This window comes from Streptomyces sp. (assembly GCF_050698815.1).
Lineage (GTDB): Bacteria > Actinomycetota > Actinomycetes > Streptomycetales > Streptomycetaceae > Streptomyces.
Map to the genome: position 1 here is coordinate 1 of NZ_JBOHCV010000122.1, position 21,227 is coordinate 21,227.

The 21,227-nt window shown below is 72.1% G+C and carries 15 protein-coding genes and 1 pseudogene; 15 read left to right on the top strand and 1 reads right to left on the bottom strand.

Features of this window, described 5'->3' with window-relative positions:
• The 5 genes and pseudogenes from ACRDP3_RS04840 to ACRDP3_RS04860 form a co-directional block, all read left to right on the top strand.
• A partial coding sequence (locus tag ACRDP3_RS04840; protein WP_431515555.1) for a type II secretion system F family protein occupies positions 1 to 626 on the top strand: 626 nt, incomplete at its 5' end.
• Positions 623 to 1,414 carry a type II secretion system F family protein gene (locus ACRDP3_RS04845; RefSeq protein WP_431515556.1) on the top strand — a complete coding sequence of 264 codons (792 nt, stop codon included), beginning with the start codon at positions 623 to 625 and terminating at the stop codon, positions 1,412 to 1,414. The genes ACRDP3_RS04840 and ACRDP3_RS04845, both read left to right, overlap by 4 nt.
• 138 nt (positions 1,415 to 1,552) lie before the next feature.
• Positions 1,553 to 1,750, top strand: a complete 198-nt coding sequence (locus tag ACRDP3_RS04850; RefSeq protein ID WP_431515568.1) for a DUF4244 domain-containing protein — start codon at positions 1,553 to 1,555, stop codon at positions 1,748 to 1,750.
• Positions 1,737 to 2,111: a TadE family type IV pilus minor pilin gene (locus tag ACRDP3_RS04855; protein ID WP_431515557.1), complete on the top strand. Its 375-nt coding sequence runs from the start codon at positions 1,737 to 1,739 to the stop codon at positions 2,109 to 2,111. Before ACRDP3_RS04850 ends, ACRDP3_RS04855 begins: the two co-directional genes overlap by 14 nt.
• Positions 2,098 to 2,409 (top strand): annotated as a pseudogene (locus ACRDP3_RS04860) (Rv3654c family TadE-like protein); the annotation flags it as partial. The gene ACRDP3_RS04855 and the pseudogene ACRDP3_RS04860, both read left to right, overlap by 14 nt.
• Positions 2,410 to 2,472: 63 nt before the next feature.
• Here ACRDP3_RS04860 and ACRDP3_RS04865 read toward each other — a convergent pair.
• Entirely contained in the window at positions 2,473 to 4,860 is a 2,388-nt protein-coding gene (locus ACRDP3_RS04865) for a DEAD/DEAH box helicase (protein WP_431515558.1), read from the bottom strand.
• Positions 4,861 to 5,080: 220 nt separating this feature from the next.
• Between ACRDP3_RS04865 and bldG the strand changes: the two genes are divergently transcribed.
• The 10 genes from bldG to ACRDP3_RS04915 all read left to right on the top strand — a co-directional run.
• Entirely contained in the window at positions 5,081 to 5,422 is a 342-nt protein-coding gene (gene bldG / locus ACRDP3_RS04870) for an anti-sigma factor antagonist BldG (protein WP_019547857.1), read from the top strand.
• 104 nt (positions 5,423 to 5,526) lie between these two features.
• On the top strand, positions 5,527 to 6,006 hold the full coding sequence (locus ACRDP3_RS04875; protein WP_431515559.1) for an ATP-binding protein: 480 nt from the start codon (positions 5,527 to 5,529) through the stop codon (positions 6,004 to 6,006).
• A 510-nt stretch (positions 6,007 to 6,516) separates the two neighbouring features.
• Positions 6,517 to 8,970, top strand: a complete 2,454-nt coding sequence (locus ACRDP3_RS04880; RefSeq protein WP_431515560.1) for a sodium-translocating pyrophosphatase — start codon at positions 6,517 to 6,519, stop codon at positions 8,968 to 8,970.
• 253 nt (positions 8,971 to 9,223) lie between these two features.
• The gene (locus ACRDP3_RS04885; RefSeq protein ID WP_431515561.1) at positions 9,224 to 9,784 is read left to right on the top strand and encodes a small secreted protein; all 561 of its coding nucleotides are present in this window, start codon (positions 9,224 to 9,226) and stop codon (positions 9,782 to 9,784) included.
• Positions 9,785 to 9,872: 88 nt separating this feature from the next.
• A complete protein-coding gene (locus ACRDP3_RS04890) occupies positions 9,873 to 11,492 on the top strand; it encodes a DUF7059 domain-containing protein (protein WP_431515562.1) in 1,620 nt (539 codons plus the stop codon).
• Positions 11,493 to 11,566: 74 nt separating this feature from the next.
• Complete coding sequence (locus ACRDP3_RS04895; protein WP_431515563.1) at positions 11,567 to 11,848, top strand: hypothetical protein; 282 nt, start codon at positions 11,567 to 11,569, stop codon at positions 11,846 to 11,848.
• A 154-nt stretch (positions 11,849 to 12,002) separates the two neighbouring features.
• Entirely contained in the window at positions 12,003 to 14,912 is a 2,910-nt protein-coding gene (topA, locus tag ACRDP3_RS04900; protein WP_431515564.1) for a type I DNA topoisomerase, read from the top strand.
• Positions 14,913 to 14,981: 69 nt separating this feature from the next.
• Positions 14,982 to 18,059 (top strand): dTMP kinase, encoded by a 3,078-nt coding sequence (tmk, locus tag ACRDP3_RS04905; RefSeq protein WP_431515565.1) that lies wholly within the window; start codon positions 14,982 to 14,984, stop codon positions 18,057 to 18,059.
• 183 nt (positions 18,060 to 18,242) lie between these two features.
• Positions 18,243 to 19,460 (top strand): DNA polymerase III subunit delta', encoded by a 1,218-nt coding sequence (locus ACRDP3_RS04910; RefSeq protein WP_431515566.1) that lies wholly within the window; start codon positions 18,243 to 18,245, stop codon positions 19,458 to 19,460.
• 219 nt (positions 19,461 to 19,679) lie between these two features.
• On the top strand, positions 19,680 to 21,227 hold a 1,548-nt coding region (locus ACRDP3_RS04915), incomplete at its 3' end, for an alpha/beta hydrolase (RefSeq protein WP_431515567.1).

A 21,227-nucleotide genomic window follows, 5' to 3' on the forward strand; every position in this document is an offset into this window, starting at 1 on the left:
GGCGTTGGCTGCGGCAGCGGGAGCACCGGAGGGCGCGGGAGCGCCGAGAGTCCGCGGTCGTGGAGCTGTGCGGGGCCGTCTCCGGTGAGCTGCGGGCGGGCCGGCAGCCCGACCGCGCCCTGCTGTCGGCCGGAGGCCTTGCCGCAGGGGAACTGGGGGAGGCAGGGGCGGCGGTGCTGGCGGCGGCGCGCTTCGGGGGTGATGTACCAGGTGCGCTGCGGGAGGCGGCGCGGTCGGCCGGCGCGGAAGGGCTGCGCGGGGTGGCGGCCTGTTGGCAGGTGGCGGTGGAGGGCGGCGCGGGTCTCGCCGAAGGCCTGGACCGGGTCGCGGGCGCGCTGCGCGCGGAGCGGGACCAACGCGAGGAACTGCGAGCGCAGTTGGCGGGCCCCCGGTCGACCGCTGTGGTGCTCGCGCTGCTCCCGGGCTTCGGGCTGTTGCTCGGCGGTGCGATGGGAGCGGGTCCGTTGCGGGTGCTCCTGCACAGCCCGGCCGGGCTGGTCTGCCTGGTCGTCGGAGGACTGCTGGAGTGGGCCGGCCTTGCCTGGGTCGCCCGTCTGGTGCGGACCGCCGAGGGGACCGGAAAAGCCGGGGAGACCGGGGCGGCCGCGGGCGGGGAGAGGGCATGAGCGCGATGTGGTGGACGTCGCTGCTGGCGGGGGCCGGTTGCGTGGCCGCCTCGACGCTGGACTGGCGGCGGGAGCGGAGCATACGGCGGAGGCTGCGGGCGTTGCTGGGGAGACCGGTGAGGCGGAGCGCGCGTCGGGACGTGCCGGAGCTGTTCGGTCTCCGCACGGCCGGATGGGCGCGGTGGGGCGCGCGTCGGCGGCTGCGGGAAGGGGCGGCGGCGGTGGGCGCCGCGGCGTTCTCCGTGACCGTGTTCGGCGGGGTCGTCGGGTGGCTGGGCGCGGCTGCGGCCGCGTACGGCGCGTGGCGGTGGACTGCGGGCCGGGCGACGACGGCGGAGACGGCGCAGGCTCGCGCCGTGGCGGGACAACTGCCCCTGGCCGCCGAGCTGATGGCGGCATGCCTGGCCGCGGGTTCCGGCCCGGAGCAGGCCTCCGACGCGGTCGGCCGCTCGCTGGACGGACCGTTGGGTACGCGGCTGCTGCGGGTCGCCACCGAGTTGCGGCTCGGCGGTGAACCGGACCTGGTGTGGGGGCGGTTCGGGGCGTTCCCGGGCGGTGCGGGGTTCGCGCGCTGCATGGAGCGGGCCGGGACGGCAGGCGTCCCGGCGGTGGAACCGGTCATCCGGCTCGCCGCCGAACTCCGTGCCCGGCAGACCCGCGCGGCCACCGCCCGTGCCCGCCGTGCGGCGGTCCTGGTCACCGGGCCGCTGGGGCTGTGCTTTCTGCCCGCCTTCCTGGCGGTCGGAGTGGCCCCCGTGGTGCTGGGGCTGGCCCGGTCGCTGCTGTGAGTGCGCGTCGGCCGAGGGGCGGCGGATCACGGCTGCATGACCGGCCAAGAGAGCGAATGAGCAAGTGACTACGGGAGCAAGGGGGATGACATGTCCGGAAAGTTCGGTCGTGGGGCGCGCGTGAAGGCCGGCCGGTGGATGCGGGGCTGCCGCTGCCGGGTGCGTCTCATCAGGGGGCGGGCGGCGGGAGACGCCGGGATGAGCACGGCGGAGTACGCGGTGGGCACGATCGCGGCCTGCGGCTTCGCGGCGGTCCTGTACAAGGTCGTCACCAGCGGAGCCGTCAGCGCCGAGATGCAGCAGCTGATCGAGAGGGCGCTCGGTGCCCAATTCTGACGGTCACGACGAAGGGTATGTGACGGCGGAGACCGCGGTGGTGGTGCCTGTGCTGGTGCTGCTGGTCGGCATGCTGCTGTGGGGCGTCATGGCGGCGGCCGGGCACATCCAGTGCGTGGACGGTGCGCGGGCGGGCGCGCGGGCGGCGGCCCGTGGTGAGCAGAAGGAGGCGGTGCGGTCCGCCGCCCGGTCCGCGGCACCGCGCGGGTCGGCGGTGGAGACGGTACGGGAGGGGCAGTTGGTGCGCGTCCGGGTACGGGCGCGCACCGCCGGGCCGGGGCCGTTGACAGTCGGTCTGAGCGCCGAGGCGGTGGCCATGGCCGAGGAGGGTGTGGGGGTGACTGCCGGTGTGGAGCGGTGACCGCGGTTCGGCGACTGTGTGGGCGGCCCTGAGCGGGGTGGTGCTGTGCGGAGTCGTGGCGGTGGTGCTGGGTCTGGGGCAGGCCGTCTCCGCCCGGCATCGCGCGGGAGGTGCCGCCGACCTCGCGGCGCTGGCCGCCGCTGACCGTGCCCTCGAAGGACGGGGCCGCGCCTGCGCCGCTGCCCGCCAAGTGGCGGTGGCCCAGGACGCCCGGCTGGTCCGGTGCGCCGTGAACGGTGAGGTTGCCGACGTCACGGCGCAGGTCCGGCTGGGACCCTACGCACCCGAGGTCCGCGCCCGCGCGGGCCCGCCCTCGGTCGCGGGCGACCGGGCATCCGGGGATCTCGGGATCGGGGAGGCCCTACCCGGCCGAAGCGAGGAGCTGGGTGAGGAGGCGTACGGCTCCGCGCTTGTGCAGGGGGTCGTTGCCGTTGCCGCACTTGGGCGACTGGATGCACGAGGGGCACCCGGCCTCGCATTCGCATGCCGCGATGGCGTCGCGGGTGGCGGTGAGCCAGTCGCGGGCCGTGTGGAAGGCGCGTTCGGCGAAGCCCGCGCCGCCGGGCTGTCCGTCGTAGACGAAGACGGAGGGCAGCAGCGTGTCGGGGTGCAGCGCGATGGAGACGCCGCCGATGTCCCAGCGGTCGCAGGTGGCGAAGAGCGGCAGCAGCCCGATGGCCGCGTGTTCGGCGGCGTGCAGGGCGCCGGGAAGGATCTCGGGGCCGACCCTCGCGGCGTCGAGCTGATCCTCCGTCACCGTCCACCAGACGGCACGGGTGCGGAGCGTACGAGGGGGAAGGTCGAGCTTCGTCTCGCCCAGCACCTCACCCGTTATCAGACGCCGTCGGAGATAGGAGACGACCTGGTTGGTCACCTCCACCGTGCCGTAGCACAGCCGTGCCTCGCCCCATGGGACCTGTGCCTCGGTCTCGAGTACGGATACGGCCGTGGTGTCCCTGGCCATCGTGGTCCAGGGCGGGTCGGCCTCCTCCACGAGGGCGGCGGAGTCCTCCAGATCCAGGCGCTGGACCACATAGGTACGGCCCTGGTGCAGGTGCACGGCGCCGTCGTGCACGGTCGAGTGGGCCGAGGCGGCGTCGACCGTGCCCAGCAGACGGCCGGTTCCGGCCTCGACCACCTGGACGGGCGTGCCGCCCGAGCCGCGGATGTCGGCCAGGTCGGTGGCGCGCTCTTTGCGGGTCCAGTACCAGGAGGCGCCCCGGCGGCGCAGCAGCCCGCGTTCTTCGAGCTGGCTGAGCAGGTCCGGGAAGCCGGCGCCGAAGAGGGAGGAGTCGGCCTCGGTGAGAGGGAGTTCGGCTGCGGCGGCGCACAGGTGAGGGGCGAGGACATAGGGGTTGTCCGGGTCGAGGACCGTCGACTCGACCGGGGTGCGGAAGAGCGAGTCGGGGTGGTGCACGAGGTAGGTGTCGAGGGGGTCGTCGCGGGCGACCAGGACGGCGAGCGCGCCCTCACCCGTACGGCCGGCGCGGCCGGCCTGCTGCCATACGGAGGCACGGGTGCCGGGATAGCCCGTGATGAGCACGGCGTCGAGACCTGAGACGTCGACCCCCAGTTCCAGGGCGTTGGTGGCGGCGAGCCCGAGCAGGTCGCCGGTGTGCAGTCGCCGTTCGAGGGCGCGGCGCTCCTCGGGCAGATAGCCGCCGCGGTAGGCGGCGACCCGGGAGCTCAGGCCGCGGTCGACGGCGGCGAGCCGGTCCTGGGCGATGAGCGAGATGAGCTCGGCGCCGCGCCGGGAGCGCACGAAGGCGACCGTACGGACGCCCTGTACGGCCAGGTCGGTGAGGAGTTCCGCGGCCTCGGCGGTGGCGGTACGCCGTACGGGGGCACCGCGTTCACCCGCCAGCTCGGTCAGCGGCGGCTCCCAGAGGGCGAAGACCAACTCGCCGCGCGGCGAGCTGTCTTCGGTGACTTCGGAGACCGGAAGCCCGGTGAGCCGGGTGGCCGCCTCACCGGGGTCGGCGGCGGTGGCCGAGGCGAGGAGGAAGACGGGATCGGAGCCGTAGCGGGCACACACCCGGCGCAGCCGGCGGACGATCTGGGCGACGTGAGAACCGAACACACCCCGGTAGGTGTGGCACTCGTCGATGACGACATAGCGCAGGGCACGCAGGAAGGAGGCCCAGCGGGCGTGTGCCGGAAGAATGCCGCGGTGCAGCATGTCCGGGTTGGTGAGCACGTAGTTGGCGAAGAGGCGTACCCACTCGCGTTCTTCGACGGGAGTGTCGCCGTCGAAGACGGCGGGGCGTACCGAGGTGCCGAGCGGGGCGGCCAGTTCGGTGACGGCGCGGCGCTGGTCGGCGGCGAGCGCCTTGGTCGGCGCCAGGTACAGCGCGGTGGCCCCACGGCCGCCCCGGGCCTGTGTCACCCCCGGCGCGCCGCTGAGCCGCCCACTCCCGGCCGGGGCGTCCGGTCCGTCGAGGAGGGTACTCAGTGTCGGTATGAGATAGGAGAGGGACTTGCCCGAGGCGGTGCCGGTGGCGATGACCACCGACTCCCCGCGCAGGGCGTGCTCGGCGGCGCGAGCCTGGTGTGCCCAGAGCCGCTCGATACCCGACTCCCGTACCGCGGCGACGACTTCGGACCGGATCTGCTCGGGCCAGTCCGCATGGCGACCGATCCGAGGGGGCAAGTGCTCCGTATGGGTGATACGCGCAGCCCTGCCCGCCCCGGCGGTGAGCTGCGCGAGCACCGTGCGGGGATCGCTGTCGGAGACCTTGCGGGAGGGCACAGGTGGTGAGCGTACGCTCGTGGCGACCACTCGCGGGTGGTCGGCCGGCGGCACCGAGGGTGTCACCGGCGCGACGCACAATGACCGTAAGGCGTCGTGCCTGCAGGCCGGTAAGTGATTGAATGCCTCTGCGGCTGCCGATCCGCCTGCTGTTCCGGCCTGTCCTCGGCCGGGAGATCACTGTGGGCGGACGACTCGATAGCAAGGTGCTGGAGGATCCGTGGACCTGTCCCTGTCGACCCGGACTGTAGGCGATCGCACGATCGTCGAGGTCGGTGGCGAGATTGATGTATACACCGCGCCCAAGCTGCGTGAGCAGCTGGTCGAGCTGGTGAACGACGGCAGCTACCACCTCGTCGTGGACATGGAAGGCGTGGACTTCCTGGACTCCACCGGACTCGGTGTGCTCGTCGGCGGGCTCAAGCGTGTGCGTGCCCACGAGGGCTCGCTGCGTCTGGTGTGCAACCAGGAGCGCATTCTCAAGATCTTCCGGATTACCGGTCTGACCAAGGTGTTCCCGATCCACGGTTCCGTGGACGAGGCCGTCGCGGCGACCGACTGACGTCCGCCGCGCGAGCGGACCGGATACCGGACGATGTGGAGGTACCGGGCTCGCGGAGCCCGGTACCCGAGAATGTGATCAAGGCAAGTTTCGAGGGGGATGGCATGGCCATCGTGGAACTCCGCTTCAGCGCCCTGCCGGAGCACGTGCGTACGGCAAGGCTGGTGGCCGCTGCCGTGGCGCGGCGGGCCGGGGTGGACGAGGCCGTCCTCGACGAGGTGCGGCTGGCGGTGGGCGAAGCGTGTTCGCGCGCCGTCGGGCTGCACATGAGCAAAGGCGTGGACACCCCGGTGCGCGTGGCGTTGATCGAGGACGAGAAGAAGTTCTCGATCGAGGTCGGCGACGCGGCCCCGCCGGTGCCGGCTGCCGCGCCCGCCGAGGAGGACTCCGGAGGGGTGCCCGGCGCGCGTACAGGGGCCGGGCGGACCATCGCCGGCTCCGCCGCCGAGGATGACGAGTCCGACGGCGAGATGGGGCTCGCGGTGATCAGCGGGCTCGTCGACGATGTCGAGGTCACCACCGATGAGAACGGTGAGCTGATCCGGATGAGCTGGCCCGTGGCTCCGGAGCCTGTGCTGCCCTGAGTCCGGCACTTGAACCCTGCGTGTGAGCCCCGCGCCAGAGCCTCGGCGCGGGGCTCACACGCAGGGCTACCTGCTGCCCGGACTCGTGCTCCGTGGCCTGTCCGAGCGGTTGTGGCGCCGGGGGGCCACCAAAGGTTTATGAGATCTTGTCGAGGTCGTGATCCCTGCGCTCAGCAGCCGAATTCGACTCATCCGTCCCGCCGGACCCTCCGCTGTCCCCCGGCCGGAATCGGTCCCTCGAGGGCGGTTTTTTCGGCTGGTTCCTCAGGAAAAACGAGGCTTGCACTGTCCGTGGAGCGATCATTTTTACAGCGTCAGCATTTTTGTCACGCTCACTCGTACCGGCGAATTCCGCACACGAACTCCATTTGATCTCCGCTGTTGTGGGCGGTCGGCCGCTGCTGGGCACTGTTTTGATCTTGAGCTGATCCCTACAATCCGTCCACATCTTTGCAAGCAGGAGCCGTACGCCGAACCGCGCGCCCCTGCGCCAAGCGTCAAGGAGGACGAATGGCGGGGCATCTCAGCCCAACTCAGAACCACCTGCACCTCGCTGACGCCGTGCTGACCAGCGGCAACCGCGGTCTCGTCATGGTGATCGCGGTAGTCGCTCTCGCAGCTCTCGGTGTCGCCGTGGTGCTCGTCCGTCAAGTGCTCGCCGCAGGCGAGGGCACGGACAGCATGAAGAAGATCGCGGCCGCTGTGCAGGAAGGCGCCAACGCCTACCTCGCGCGGCAGCTGCGCACCCTGGGCATTTTCGCCGTCGTGGTGTTCTTCCTGCTGTTCCTGTTGCCGGCCGAAGACATGAACCAGCGGGTAGGGCGTTCGCTGTTCTTCCTGGTCGGCGCGGCTTTCTCCGCCGCCACCGGCTACATCGGCATGTGGCTCGCGGTGCGGAGCAACGTACGGGTGGCAGCCGCGGCACGTGAGGCGACTCCCGCCAAGGGAGCGCCCGAGGTCGACCTGACCAGCGTTTCGCACAAGGCCATGAAGATCGCCTTCCGTACGGGCGGCGTCGTCGGCATGTTCACGGTGGGCCTCGGCCTGCTGGGGGCCGCCGTCGTCGTGCTCGTCTACACGGCGGACGCGCCCAAGGTGCTGGAGGGTTTCGGTCTCGGTGCCGCGCTGATCGCGATGTTCATGCGTGTCGGCGGTGGCATCTTCACCATGGCCGCCGACGTCGGCGCCGACCTCGTCGGCAAGGTCGAAAAGGGCATTCCCGAGGACGACCCGCGCAACGCGGCGACCATCGCGGACAACGTCGGCGACAACGTCGGCGACTGCGCGGGCATGGCCGCCGACCTCTTCGAGTCGTACGCCGTCACTCTCGTCGCCGCGCTCATCCTGGGCACCGCCGTCTTCGGCAACGACGGTCTCGCCTTCCCGCTGCTGGTTCCGGCCATCGGCGTGATCACGGCGATGATCGGCGTCTTCGCGGTGGCACCGCGCACCAAGGACCGCAGCGGCATGACCGCCATCAACCGCGGATTCTTCATCTCCGCGGTGATCTCTCTGGTGCTGGTCGCCATCGCGTCCTTCACCTACCTCCCCTCCAGCTACGCCGACCTCAAGGGCGTCTCGGGAGGCGATGCGCAGGAGATCCTGAACCACAGCGGTGACCCGCGGGTGCTGGCGATCGTCGCGGTCGCCATCGGCATCGTGCTGGCCGCGGTGATCCAGCAGCTGACGGGCTACTTCACCGAGACCACCCGTAAGCCTGTACGGGACATCGGCCGGACCTCGCTGACCGGCCCGGCCACAGTGATCCTCTCCGGGATCGCCATCGGCCTGGAGTCCGCGGTCTACACGGCGCTGCTGATCGGGCTGAGCGTCTACGGCGCCTTCCTGCTCGGCGGTGGCACCGTGATGCTGGCGCTGTTCGCGGTCGCGCTGGCCGGCACCGGTCTGCTGACCACGGTCGGCGTCATCGTCGCCATGGACACCTTCGGTCCGGTCTCCGACAACGCGCAGGGCATCGCCGAGATGTCCGGCGACGTCGAGGGTGCCGGCGCCCAGGTCCTCACCGACCTGGACGCGGTGGGCAACACCACCAAGGCCATCACCAAGGGCATCGCCATCGCCACGGCCGTACTGGCCGCGGCGGCGCTCTTCGGTTCCTACCGCACGGAGCTGGTCAAGGCGCTCGGCGAGGCCGGGGAGGGTGGCAACAAGATGCTGCAGCTCCTCGACATCGCGCAGCCGAGCACGCTGGTCGGGCTGATGCTGGGTGCGGCGGTCGTCTTCCTCTTCTCGGGGCTGGCGGTCAGCGCGGTCTCCCGGTCGGCGGGTTCGGTGGTCTACGAGGTCCGGCGGCAGTTCCGTGAGAAGCCCGGGATCATGGATTACACCGAGCAGCCGGAGTACGGGCGCGTCGTCGACATCTGCACCAAGGACGCGCTGCGCGAGCTGACGACACCGGGTCTGCTGGCGGTGCTGTCCCCGATCCTGGTGGGCTTCACCTTCGGGGCCGGGGCGCTCGCCGCGTTCCTCGCCGGCGCGATCGGCGCGGGCACGCTGATGGCGGTCTTCCTCGCCAACTCCGGCGGCGCCTGGGACAACGCCAAGAAGCTCGTCGAGGACGGTCACCACGGCGGCAAGGGCAGCGAGGCGCACGAGGCGACCATCATCGGCGACACGGTCGGCGACCCGTTCAAGGACACCGCGGGCCCGGCGATCAACCCGTTGCTGAAGGTGATGAACCTGGTGGCGCTGCTCATCGCGCCCGCCGTGGTCCAGTTCTCCTACGGCGATGACGCCAACGTGGCGGTACGGGTGCTGGTCGCCCTCATCTCCGCGGCGATCATCGTCGGCGCGGTCTACGTCTCGAAGCGGCGTGGCATCGCCATGAGCGACGAGGGTGACGGCGAGAGCGAGACGGCGGGCGGCAGCGGAAGCGGGAGTGGGAGCGAGGAGGACGGCGTCGAGCGGGCAGCGAAGCCGGGCGACCCGGTCGCGGCTTCCTGACGGTTTCCCGAGGGCTTCCCGAGGGTTGCTGAGGGTTCCTGACCCTCCAGCAGGTCCCGCGTAATCAACAGTCGGGCGGGTGAGGTGTGTTGACGCCTCGCCCGCCCGACTGCTGCCGGTGTGGGGGACGGCACACTGCCAGGCGTGTGGTGCAAATGGCTACAATAACGGGCAGAGCTCTCGCCCGGCTCGCCGACGACGGCATCCGGGCGTGTATGTTCCGGGCCGAACAGCCACGGAAGGGACCGATCCGGTGAATAAGAAGCTTGCGGCTGCAGTGTCCGGCGGTGCGGCACTCGCACTCGCGCTGACCGGTTGCAGCGACGACAGCGCCAAGAAGACGGACGACTGGGCCAAGCAGGTCTGCGACGACGTGCAGCCTCAGGTCAAGAAGATCCAGGAGGCGAACGCCTCCATCGATCAGGCGTCCAAGGAGAAGAACTCCTCGGAAGAGGTCAAGAAGACCGACGCGGCCGCTTTCCAGAAGATCTCCGGCGCCTACAACTCCCTTGCGGACGCTGTCGACAAGGCGGGTCCGCCGCCCGTCGACAACGGCGAGAAGCTGCATTCGGACGCGGTGAAGGAGCTCCGGGGCATCTCCAAGAAGTACGGCGAGCTGCGCACCACGGTCGACGGCCTGAACACCAAGGACCAGGCGAAGTTCGCCGAGGGCCTGCAGGGCGTCGCCACCAAGCTGGACACGCTCGGCAAGAGCGGTGACAAGGCGCTGAGCAAGCTGCAGTCCGGCGACGTGGGCAAGGCGATGGCCAACCAGAAGGGGTGCAAGCGCCCCGGCAATACGCCCAGCGTCTAGGCCCGGACCAGGCCCTGACAGGCCCTGAGGAGTCCCCGGGGGCGCCGTGCGCCCCCGGGACGGTGCACGTGCCCGCCGTCACGACACAATGGGGGACGTGAGTACGAGCCGACGCCTCCCCGAAGCGGACCCCGAGCGCACCAGCCGACTGCGGGAGGCGCTCCGCGCCGCGGACTTCACCGCGGACGGACTGCTGGACCTGCTCGGCGGACCCGCCTACGCCGCCCTCGCGCGCAGCGAGACCGTGCCCGCCCTGCGGGCCACTCGCGGGGCGGAGCCGCTGGAGACGCTGATCCGGCTGTTCCTGCTCCAGCGGCCCGTCCTCCGGGACCGGGCGCGCGCCGCACTGCCCCTGGACGACGCGCTGGCGGACGGCTGGCTGGTGCCGGCCACGGAGCCGGGCACCCCTGGGGACCACGTACGGGCGACGGTGGACGTACGGCCCTACGGCGGGCCCGAGGGGCAGGACTGGTGGGTCGTGGCCGACCTCGGCTGTGCCGTGGGCGGCGCGAGCGGCGCCTACGGCGGCGGCGTGGACGGCAGCGGCGAGGACGGCGGCGAGGACGGCGCGGCCGACGACGGTCCCGGCAAGGACGTCGTGCTCGGGGTCGGCGGTGCGTCGACGACGCTGGCCGGCATCACGGTGCGTACGCCGGTCGCCCGGGCCCTCGACATCGGCACCGGCTCCGGTCTGCAGGCCCTGCACGCCGCCCAGCACGCCACCCACGTCACGGCCACCGATCTCAACCCCCGTGCCCTCACCTGCGCCAAGCTCACCCTCACCCTCTCCGGCGCGCCCGAAGTGGACTTGCGGGAGGGGTCGCTCCTGGATCCGGTCACCGGCGACGAGCCGTACGGCCTGATCGTCTCCAACCCGCCCTTCGTGATCTCGCCGGGTGCCCGGCTGACGTACCGGGACGGCGGCATGACCGGCGACGACCTGTGCCGGACCCTCGTCGAGCAGTCCCCGGGCCGGCTGGCGGACGGCGGCTGGTGCCAGCTGCTCGCCAACTGGGAGCACCGGGAGGGTGAGGAGTGGCGCGAGCGGGTGCGTTCGTGGGTGCCCGACGGCTGTGACGCGTGGATCGTGCAGCGCGAGGTGCAGGACATCGCTCAGTACGCGGAGCTGTGGCTGCGGGACGCGGGCGACCACCGTAGGGAACAGGCCGATTACGCGGCGCGGTACGGCGCGTGGATGGACGAGTTCGAGCGGCGGGGCACCACGGCGGTCGGTTTCGGGTGGATCACCCTGCGCAAGAGCGGTGCGGCGCAGCCCAGCGTGCTCGCGGAGGAATGGCCGCACTCCGTCGAGCAGCCGCTCGGTGACGAGGTCAGGGAGCATTTCGAGCGGCAGGACTTTCTCCGCGCGACCGACGACGCGGCACTGCTGGACTGTCACTTCCAGCTGGTCGGCGGTGTGGTGCAGGAGCAGGTCGGGATGCCCGGTGCGGAGGACCCCGAGCATGTGGTGCTGCGTCAGCGGCACGGGATGCGGCGGGCCACGAAGGTGGACACGGTCGGCGCGGGATTCGCCGGAGTGTGCGACGGATCGCTGCCCGCGTGGCGGATTCTGGACGCCATCGCCCAACTCGTGGGCGAGGACCCGGTGATACTGCGGGACCGCACGCCGGAGGCGATCCGGCTGCTGGTGGGGCAGGGCTTTCTGCTGCCGGTGGAGGCGGTGGAGGCGGTGGAGGCGGCGGAGTAGCCGCCCGCACACCGTGGGTGTGCGTTCACCTGCTGTTCGTACGGGCTTCCCCTCGCGGTGCCAGGGTGCGCGCCATGCGAATCGGCATGGGGAGCGGCGTGGACAGCGGTATGGACAGCGGTACCGGTACCGGCAGTGGCATGGACGGCGGCATGGAGAGTGGGCCGGCGGTCTTCGCCGGGGTGTCCCTCGCGCTGTTCGGGGCGGGACTCCTGCTGTGGACGTTCGTGCGGCTGCGGTCGCGCCGGCCGGTCGCCGAGGCGGCGGGTGTGTCCCAGGCCGCCGCGGTGGCGACGGCGGTCTTTTTCGGCGTGATTTCACTCATGACGGGCGGCTGGGTGCTGTCGTCGGGGTGAGGATCGGGCGGTATCGGGCGGCAGGATCGCTGGGTGTCGGGTTACCGTTCGAGTTGCGTTGCGGAGTTTTCCCGTTTGACACGGAGGCGGGAGGTACCGTCACACTCCGCAGCGGCAGCGATGCCGAAAGCCGACCGGAGAGAAGAGCGAGAAGTTGTCCCCGACCCGCGAGCCCGCAAACGGCGGGCGCCGACTCGTGATCGTAGAGTCGCCCGCCAAGGCCAAGACGATCAAGGGCTATCTCGGCCCCGGCTACGTGGTCGAGGCCAGCGTGGGGCACATCCGCGACCTCCCCAACGGCGCCGCCGAGGTCCCGGCCAAGTACAAGGGCGAGTCCTGGGCGCGGCTCGGCGTCAACGTCAACCACGACTTCGAGCCTCTCTACGTGGTCAACACGGACAAGAAGGACCAGGTCAGGAAGTTGAAGCAGCTTCTTGCCGAGTCCGACGAACTCCTGCTCGCCACCGATGAGGACCGCGAGGGCGAGGCCATCGCCTGGCATCTTCAGGAAGTGCTCAAGCCCAAGGTCCCGGTCCGCCGGATGGTCTTCCACGAGATCACCAAGGACGCCATCCAGGACGCGGTGCGCAACCCCCGCGACCTGAACCAGCGGCTGGTCGACGCCCAGGAGACCCGCCGCATCCTCGACCGGCTGTACGGGTACGAGGTCTCGCCGGTGCTGTGGAAGAAGGTCATGCCGAAGCTGTCGGCCGGCCGCGTCCAGTCGGTGGCGACCCGGCTCGTGGTGGAGCGCGAGCGGGAGCGGATGGCGTTCCGTTCCGCCGAGTACTGGGATCTGACGGCCACCTTCGCGACCGGCCGGACGGGAGACGCCTCGGACCCGGGGACCTTCGGTGCCAGGCTCAACTCCGTCGACGGGCGGCGCGTCGCGCAGGGCCGCGACTTCGGCTCGGACGGGCAGCTGAAGAACCCCGACCAGGTGCTGCACCTGAACGAGGACAACGCCCGCGCGCTGGCCGCGGCGCTGGCCGACACGCGGTTCTCGGTGCGCTCCGTCGAATCCAAGCCGTACCGCCGCTCGCCTTACGCCCCCTTCCGTACGACGACGCTCCAGCAGGAGGCCAGCCGCAAGCTCGGCTTCGGCGCGAAGTCGACGATGCAGGTCGCTCAGAAGCTGTACGAGAACGGCTTCATCACCTACATGCGTACGGACTCCACGACGCTCTCCGACACCGCGATCAACGCCGCCCGCGCCCAGGTGACGCAGCTGTACGGCGCCGACCACCTGCCGGAGAAGCCGCGCGTCTACGCCGCCAAGGTCAAGAACGCGCAGGAGGCGCACGAGGCGATCCGCCCCTCCGGCGACCGCTTCCGCACCCCCGCCGAGACCGGTCTGACCGGCGACCAGTTCCGGCTCTACGAGCTGATCTGGAAGCGGACCGTCGCCTCGCAGATGAAGGACGCGACAGGCCAGTCGGTGACGGTGCGGGTCGGCGGGCGCGCCGCCGACGGCCGGGACGCCGAGTTCAGCGCGACCGGCAAGATCATCACCTTCCACGGCTTCCTCAAGGCTTACGTCGAGGGCTCCGACGACCCCAACGCCGAGCTGGACGACCGTGAGCGGCGGCTGCCGCAGGTCTCCGAGGGCGACGCCCTGACGGCGACGGAGCTCACCGCCGACGGACACGCCACCAAGCCCCCCGCCCGCTACACCGAGGCCACCCTCGTGAAGGAGCTGGAGGAGCGGGAGATCGGGCGGCCCTCCACCTACGCCTCGATCATCAGCACCATCCTGGACCGGCGCTATGTGTTCAAGAAGGGGACGGCACTGGTGCCCTCCTTCCTCAGCTTCGCCGTGGTGGGGCTGCTGGAGAAGCACTTCGGGCGCCTCGTCGACTACGACTTCACCGCCCGGATGGAGGACGACCTCGACCGGATCGCGGCCGGCAGCGCCGCTGCGGTGCCCTGGCTGCGCCGCTTCTACTTCGGCGAGAGCGGCCCCGGCTCCGAGGGCACGGAGGGTGCCGAGGGTGCCGAGGGTGCGGCGGCCTCGGCCGCCGACTCCGGCAACGGCGACGGCGACCACTTGGGCGGGCTGAAGGAGCTGGTCTCGGACCTGGGCGCGATCGACGCCAAGGGCGTGTCGTCCTTCCCGGTGGGGGAGGGGATCATGCTGCGGGTCGGACGCTACGGGCCGTACGTGGAAGGCCCGCCGCCGTCGCCCGACGAGCCCGGCCGGCGCGCCGACGTACCCGACGACCTGCCGCCGGACGAGCTGACGGTGGCCCTGGCGCAGGAGCTGCTGGACAAGCCGAGCGGCGACTTCGAACTGGGCACCGACCCCGGCACCGGCCACCCGGTCGTGGCCAGGGACGGGCGGTACGGGCCGTATGTCACCGAGGTGCTGCCCGAGGGCACGCCGAAGACCGGCAAGAACGCCGTCAAGCCGCGTACCGCCTCGCTGCTGAAGTCGATGTCGCTGGAGACGATGACGCTGGAGCAGGCGCTCAAGCTGCTGTCGCTGCCCCGGGTGGTCGGCACCGACCCGTCCACGGGTGAGGAGATCACCGCGCAGAACGGGCGGTACGGGCCGTACATGAAGCGCGGCACGGACTCCCGCTCGCTGGAGACCGAGGACCAGATCTTCACGATCGACCTCGACCAGGCACTGGAGATCTACGCCAAGCCGAAGCAGCGCGGCCGGGCCGCCGCCAAGCCGCCGCTGAAGGAGCTGGGCACGGACCCGCAGACCGACCTTCCCGTGGTGGTCAAGGACGGCCGGTTCGGTCCGTACGTCACCGACGGGGAGACCAACGCGACGCTGCGCCGGGACGACGACGCCGAGAGGATCACCGCTGAGCGCGGCTTCGAACTGCTCGCGGACAAGCGAGCGAAGGGCCCGGTCAAGAAGTCCGCCAAGAAGGCGCCGGCGAAGAAGTCCACCGCGAAGAAGACCACGGCGAAGAAGGCGACGGCGAAGAAGGCCACGGCGAAGAAGCCGGCCGCCAAGAAGACGACCGCGAAGAAGACGACCGCGAAGAAGACGACCGCGGCGTCCGCCACGAAGAAGGCGGACACGAAGAAGGCGGCGGCGGAGCGGTAGGCCCTGGTCCCCGCCCGTTTGTTCGGGTGGGGACACACGGCGTCCTCCGCTGCCTATACCCTGACCGCCATGACGCGAGCAGATCAGCCATCAGGCGTGCACCCCACCCCTGACGCCCCCGACGACGCACTCGCCACGGAATCCCGCGAGCGTGCCGTCGGCGCCCTGCTGCGCTTCGGCCCGCTGCGGCGGCTGTGGAGCGCCCAGTTGACCGCCGGCATCGGCGACGCGCTGGCCCTGCTGGTGCTCCTGCTGCTGGCCCTGCAGGCGGCGACCGTACGGGCAGCCGGCGGCGAGGTCGTCTTCGGCGGCGGCTACCGCGGCATGGCCCTGGTGGTGACCGCCGTCTTCGGAGCACGGCTGCTGTCCACGCTCCTCTTCGGCGGCTTGCTGCTGGGCCCGCTGTCGGCGCTGGTGGCACCCGGCAAGGGAGTGCTCGACCGGCGCTGGACCATGGTCGGCGCCGACGTGCTGCGCGCCCTCGCCCTGATCGTCGCGCCGATGTGGATCGACTGGACTCCGGGCGACGCCTTCGCACTGATCCTGATCACGGTCTTCGTCACCGGTGTCGCCGAGCGCTTCTGGACCGTCGCGAAGGACAGCGCCGCCCCCGCGCTGCTGCCCGCGCCGCCGCCGGAGGGCGCGGCGGTACGGCCGCTGCCCGACCACCACGACGCGCTGCGCCGCCTCTGGCTCCGTACCAGCTTCGTGGCGCTTCCCATCGCGGCCGTCGGGCTGGTCGTGGGCACCCTCGTCAGCAGTCTGCTGGGCATGGGCATCGACTGGTTCCAGACCCACCAGGCGGCGCTCGCCTCGTACGTCGCGGCCGGACTGTTCGCCGCGGCGGTCTCGATCGTGTATTTCCTGGAGCTGCCCGACTCGGGCACCCCGCGCCCCCGGTCACCGCTGGAGGGCCTGCGCCGGCCCCGTAGCCGCTCCGGTTCCGGTCCGGACAAGGGCCGTACGGGCGCGATCACGCTGCTCGTACTGGCCTGCTCCGCGACCGCCGGCGCCATCGCCGCCACCGTCGCCCTCGCGGCGCTGCACGCCGCCGACCTCGGCGGCGGCCCGATCACCTTCGGACTCCTCGTCCTCGTCCTCACCGGCGGCACGGTCTCGGGCATCCGCCTGGCGCCCCGCACGCTCCCGGCGCTCTCGCGGCGCCGGCTGCTCGCCCTGGCCATCGGCGTCACCGGCATCGCCCTGCTCGCCGCCGGACTGGTCACCGACACCACGACCGGGCTGGCCCTGCTGCTGCTCGCGGGCCTGTCGGCGGGCGTCGCCGCCCAGTCGGGGCACGTCCTGCTGGACCAGGAGACGGAAGACAGCCGTCCGCTGCCGTCGGCGGGACTGCCGCACCGTGCACGGATGACGGAGCATCTGCAGGCGGTGGTGCGGATCGCGATCGGCCTGGGCGCACTCGCCGCGCCCGTGGCGGCCGGGTTCATCGGCCCGCACCGCGTCGAGGCCGGCGACTTCGTCTTCGACCACGGCGGCGCGGCCTTCACCACGATGCTCGTCGGCGCGCTGCTGCTGCCCGTCGCGGCCTTCGTGCTCGGCCGTACGGACGACCGCCAGGGTGTGCCGTTCCGCCGCGACCTGCGCGAGGCGCTGGGCGGCGGGCACGCCAAGGACGCACCGGCCGGGCACGGCTTCTTCATCGCGATGGAGGGCGGCGACGGTGCCGGGAAGACCACGCAGGTGGACGTCCTGGCCGAGTGGATCCGCGCCAAGGGCCACGAGGTCGTGGTCACCAAGGAGCCGGGTTCGACCCCGGTCGGCAAGCGGCTCCGCTCGATCCTGCTCGACGTCTCCTCGGCGGGCCTCTCGCACCGTTCCGAGGCACTGCTGTACGCGGCCGACCGTGCCGAGCACGTCGACAGCGTGGTGCGGCCCGCGCTGGAGCGCGGCGCCATCGTCATCTCCGACCGATACATCGACTCCTCCGTCGCCTACCAGGGCGCGGGCCGCGACCTGTCCCCGGTCGAGATCGCCCGCATCTCGCGGTGGGCCACGGACGGACTCGTACCGCACCTGACCGTGCTGCTCGACGTCGCGCCCGAGACCGCGCGCGAGCGCTTCACCCAGGCGCCGGACCGGCTGGAGTCGGAGCCCGCCGAGTTCCACGACCGGGTGCGTTCCGGCTTCCTCGCGCTGGCCGCCGCCGACCCGGCGCGCTACCTCGTCGTCGACGCCGGGCAGGAGCGGGAAGCCATCACGACGGTGCTGCGTCACCGCCTCGACCAGGTGCTGCCGCTGTCCGGCGCCGAGGTGCAGTCCCGCGAGGACGCCCGTAAGGCGGCCGCCGCGGAGCGGCAGCGGCGAGAAGAGGAAACGGCCGCGCGGAAGGCGGAGGAAGAACGCCAGGAGCGCGAACGGCAGGAGCAGATGGCCCGGTTGCGGGCCGAGGAGCAGGAGCGCAAGCAGCGCGAGGCGGAGCTGGAACGGCAGCGCCTGGAGGCCCGACGGGCGGAGGAGGCCCGGCAGCGGGCCGAGGAAGCGCGGCGGCTCGCCGAGGAGGAGCGACGGCGGCGGGAGGCCGAGCAGCGCACCCGCGACGAGGAGATCGCGCGGCAGCGGCGGCTCGCCGAGGAGGAGGCCAGGCTGCGGGCGCAGGCCGAGGAGCGGCGGCTGGAGAAGCAGCGCAAGGCGGAGGAGGCGCTGCTACGGGCCGAGGAGTCCCGGGGCGGCTCCGGTGGGGCCGGTGGCGCTGGTGGGTCCGGCGAGACCGGTGGGACCGGTGGGACCGGTGGGACCGGAAAGAAGCGTCCGGGTTCGCACCCGGACGGGAACGACGGCCACACCGCGCAGCTTCCGCAGGTGGACCCGGAAGGGGAGGGCGGCGCCGCGGACGCGGACTCCGAGCGCACCCAGACCCAGCCCCGCCCCCGGCAGACACCGCCCCGGCCGGCGCACGGGGACGACGAGACGGCGATGCTGCCGCGCGTACCGGCCGAGGGTCAGGACCGTACGCGGGAGATCCCGCAGGTCGACCCGGAGACCGGCCGCCCCCCGCGCCCGCGTCCCGACTGGGCCGAGGAGACCCCGCTGGACGATGTGCCGTCGCTCGCCGACGAGTTGCTGGGCCCGCGCGCGGCCAACGACGAGGAAGGCGGCACCGGGAAGCGCCGCCGCGGCGGCAAGTAGGCCCGAGGCCCTGTCCGGACGGTGCCCGCCGGTCCCGCCCCGCCCGTGGGACCGCGTCCCGTTCGGGCCCGGCTGTCGGTGCCGTGGACGACAATGGACCGGCGGCGGGAAGTGCATGAGCCGGGTGGGCCCGCGTAGCCCGCACAGACGGAGCGCGGGACGGCGGAGAGAGGGACGGCGGCGATGGCGGTCTGGGACGACGTGGTCGGGCAGGAGCGGGTCACGGCGCAGTTGAGCGCGGCGGCCCGTGACGCCGACGCCTTCGTCACGGCGGAGACTGCGCGGAAGGGCTCCGCCGAGCTGTCCGGCTCGGCCATGACGCACGCCTGGCTCTTCACCGGACCGCCCGGTTCGGGCCGCTCCACCGCCGCCCGCGCCTTCGCCGCCGCGCTCCAGTGCGTCAGCCCCGACCGGGCCCTCGGCGGCGCGCCGGGCTGCGGCTTCTGCGACGGCTGCCATACGGCGCTGGTGGGCACCCACGCCGACGTCGAGGTGATCCGCACCGACCTGCTCACCATCGGCGTCAAGGAGACCCGGGAGCAGGTGCGCAGGGCCCAGTTGTCACCGGCGGGCGGCCGTTGGCAGGTGATCGTGCTGGAGGACGCCGACCGTCTCACCGAGGGCGCGGGCAACGTGCTGCTCAAGGCCGTCGAGGAACCGGCGCCCCGTACCGTATGGCTGCTCTGCGCGCCCTCGACCGAGGACGTGCTGCCCACGATCCGCTCGCGCTGCCGCCATCTCGCCCTGCGCACACCGCCGGTGGACGCGGTCGCGGATGTGCTGATGCGGCGGGACGGCATCGAACCGGAGCGGGCGGCCTACGCCGCCCGCGCCACCCAGGGCCACATCGGACGCGCCCGGCGGCTGGCCACCGACGAGCGCGCGCGGGCGCGCAGGACGGCGGTGCTCCGGCTGCCGCGGCGGGTGGCGGACGTCGGCGGCGCGCTGCAGGCGGCGCAAGAGCTGATCGACGCGGCGGCGGCAGACGCCAAAGAGGTGGCCGAGGAGCGCGACGAGCGGGAGACCGAGGAGCTGCGGGCGGCCCTCGGCGCCGCCGAGGGCAAGGGCAGCAGGATGCCGCGGGGGACGGCGGGCGCGATGAAGGAACTGCAGGAGAAGCAGAAGCGGCGCGCCACCCGCACCCAGCGCGATTCGCTCGACCTCGCGCTGACCGACCTCACAGGCTTCTACCGGGACGTGCTGGCACGGCAGTTGGGCTCGCCGGTGGCGATGGCGAACGAGGAGGCGGGGGACGCCGTGCGGCAGCTCGCCGCCGAATCCGGGCCGGAGCAGACGCTGCGCCGGATCGACGCGGTGCTCGAGTGCCGGGACGCGCTCGACCGTAACGTGGCGCCGCTGCTGGCGGTCGAGGCGATGACGATGACGCTGCGGGCGGGCTGACGGCAGGTCGGCGGCGGGCTGACCGGCGGGCCGGCCGGTGGGCTGCGGTGGCCCGGCCCGGTGGGCCGACTGCCGGTCGCCGCTCACCCGAATGAGGCGCAAGTACCCGGCGGACACGCGTGCGGCAGCTCACCCGGATACGCTCCCCCTCAGGTGTCCGAGCTGCTGTCGCCGGCCGCCGCGACCCACGCGAAACAAGGGCGAACCAAGGGATGGTCCATGGACACCAGGCGTCTGTACCGCACCGCACCCGCCGTGTTCGTGGCGGGCGCCCTGCTGGCGATGTCCGGCTGCTCGTCCGGCGATTCGGGTGATTCCGGACCCAAGAGTGCCCCCTCCTCGGCGAGCAGCGACCGCGCGGCCGGCAAGACGGGCGCCGAGCCTCTCAAGCCGCTGCCCGCCGCCGTACCGGACAACCTGAAGCCGTACTACGAGCAGAAGCTGACCTGGCGCGACTGCGGCGACGGAGGCTTTCAGTGCGCCTCGATGAAGGCGCCGCTGGACTACGGCAAGCCCGACCCCGCCCAGGACCTCGACCTCGCCGTCGCCCGTAAGAAGGCGGGCGGCGGCGGCAAGCCCCTCGGCTCGCTGGTGATCAACCCGGGCGGCCCGGGCGGGTCGGCGATCGAGTACGTACAGCAGGCGGCCGGCGTGGGCTATCCGAAGCCGGTACGCGACCGGTACGACATCGTCGGCCTCGACCCGCGCGGCGTCGCCAGCAGCGAGCCCGTGCGGTGCCTCACCGACAAGCAGATGGACGCCTACACCCAGACCGACCAGACCCCGGACGACGCCGGCGAGACCGGTCGACTCGTCACCGCCTACAAGAAGTTCGCGGCGGGCTGCGAGAAGCGTACGGGCGAACTCCTCGGCCACGTCTCCACCATCGAGGCGGCCCGCGACATGGACGTACTGCGTGCCGTGCTCGGTGACAAGAAGCTGGACTACGTCGGTGCCTCCTACGGCAGCTTCCTCGGCGCCGTCTACGCCGGGCTCTACCCGCAGCGCTCCGGCCGGCTCGTACTGGACGGCGCCATGGACCCCTCGCTGTCCATGCTGCGGCTCAACCGTGACCAGACCGGCGGCTTCGAGACCGCCTTCCGTGCGTTCGCCGAGGACTGCGTCGAGCGGTCCGACTGCCCGCTCGGCACCAAGAACGCCAAGGACGCGAGCCGCCGGCTCAGCGCTTTCTTCAAGAAGGTCGACGCCAAGCCCGTGCGGACCGGCGACCCGCGCAAGCTCACCGAGTCGCTGGCCACCACCGGTGTCATCCGCGCCATGTACGACGAGAGCACCTGGCCCCAGCTGCGCGACGCCCTGACCACGGCGAAGAAGGGCGACGGCGCCCAACTCCTGGGCCTCGCCGACGACTACTACGAGCGCGACCCGAGCGGCCGCTACGGCAACATCATGTACGCCAACCCGGCCGTCAACTGCCTCGACCTCCCCGCCGCCTTCTCCTCCCCGGACGAGGTGCGCGACGCCGTGCCCTCCTTCGAGAAGACCTCACCCGTCTTCGGCCGGGGCTTCGCCTGGGCCGCTCTGAACTGCGGCTACTGGCCGGAGAAGCCCACCGGCCAGACTCGCCACATCGCGGCCAAGGGCGCCGACCCGATCCTCGTCGTCGGCACCACCCGCGACCCGGCCACCCCCTACGCCTGGGCCCAGGGCCTCGCGGGCCAGCTCTCCTCGGCCCGCCTGCTGACCTACGAGGGCGACGGCCACACCGCCTACCTCCGGGGCGGCTCCTGCATCAACGACGCGATC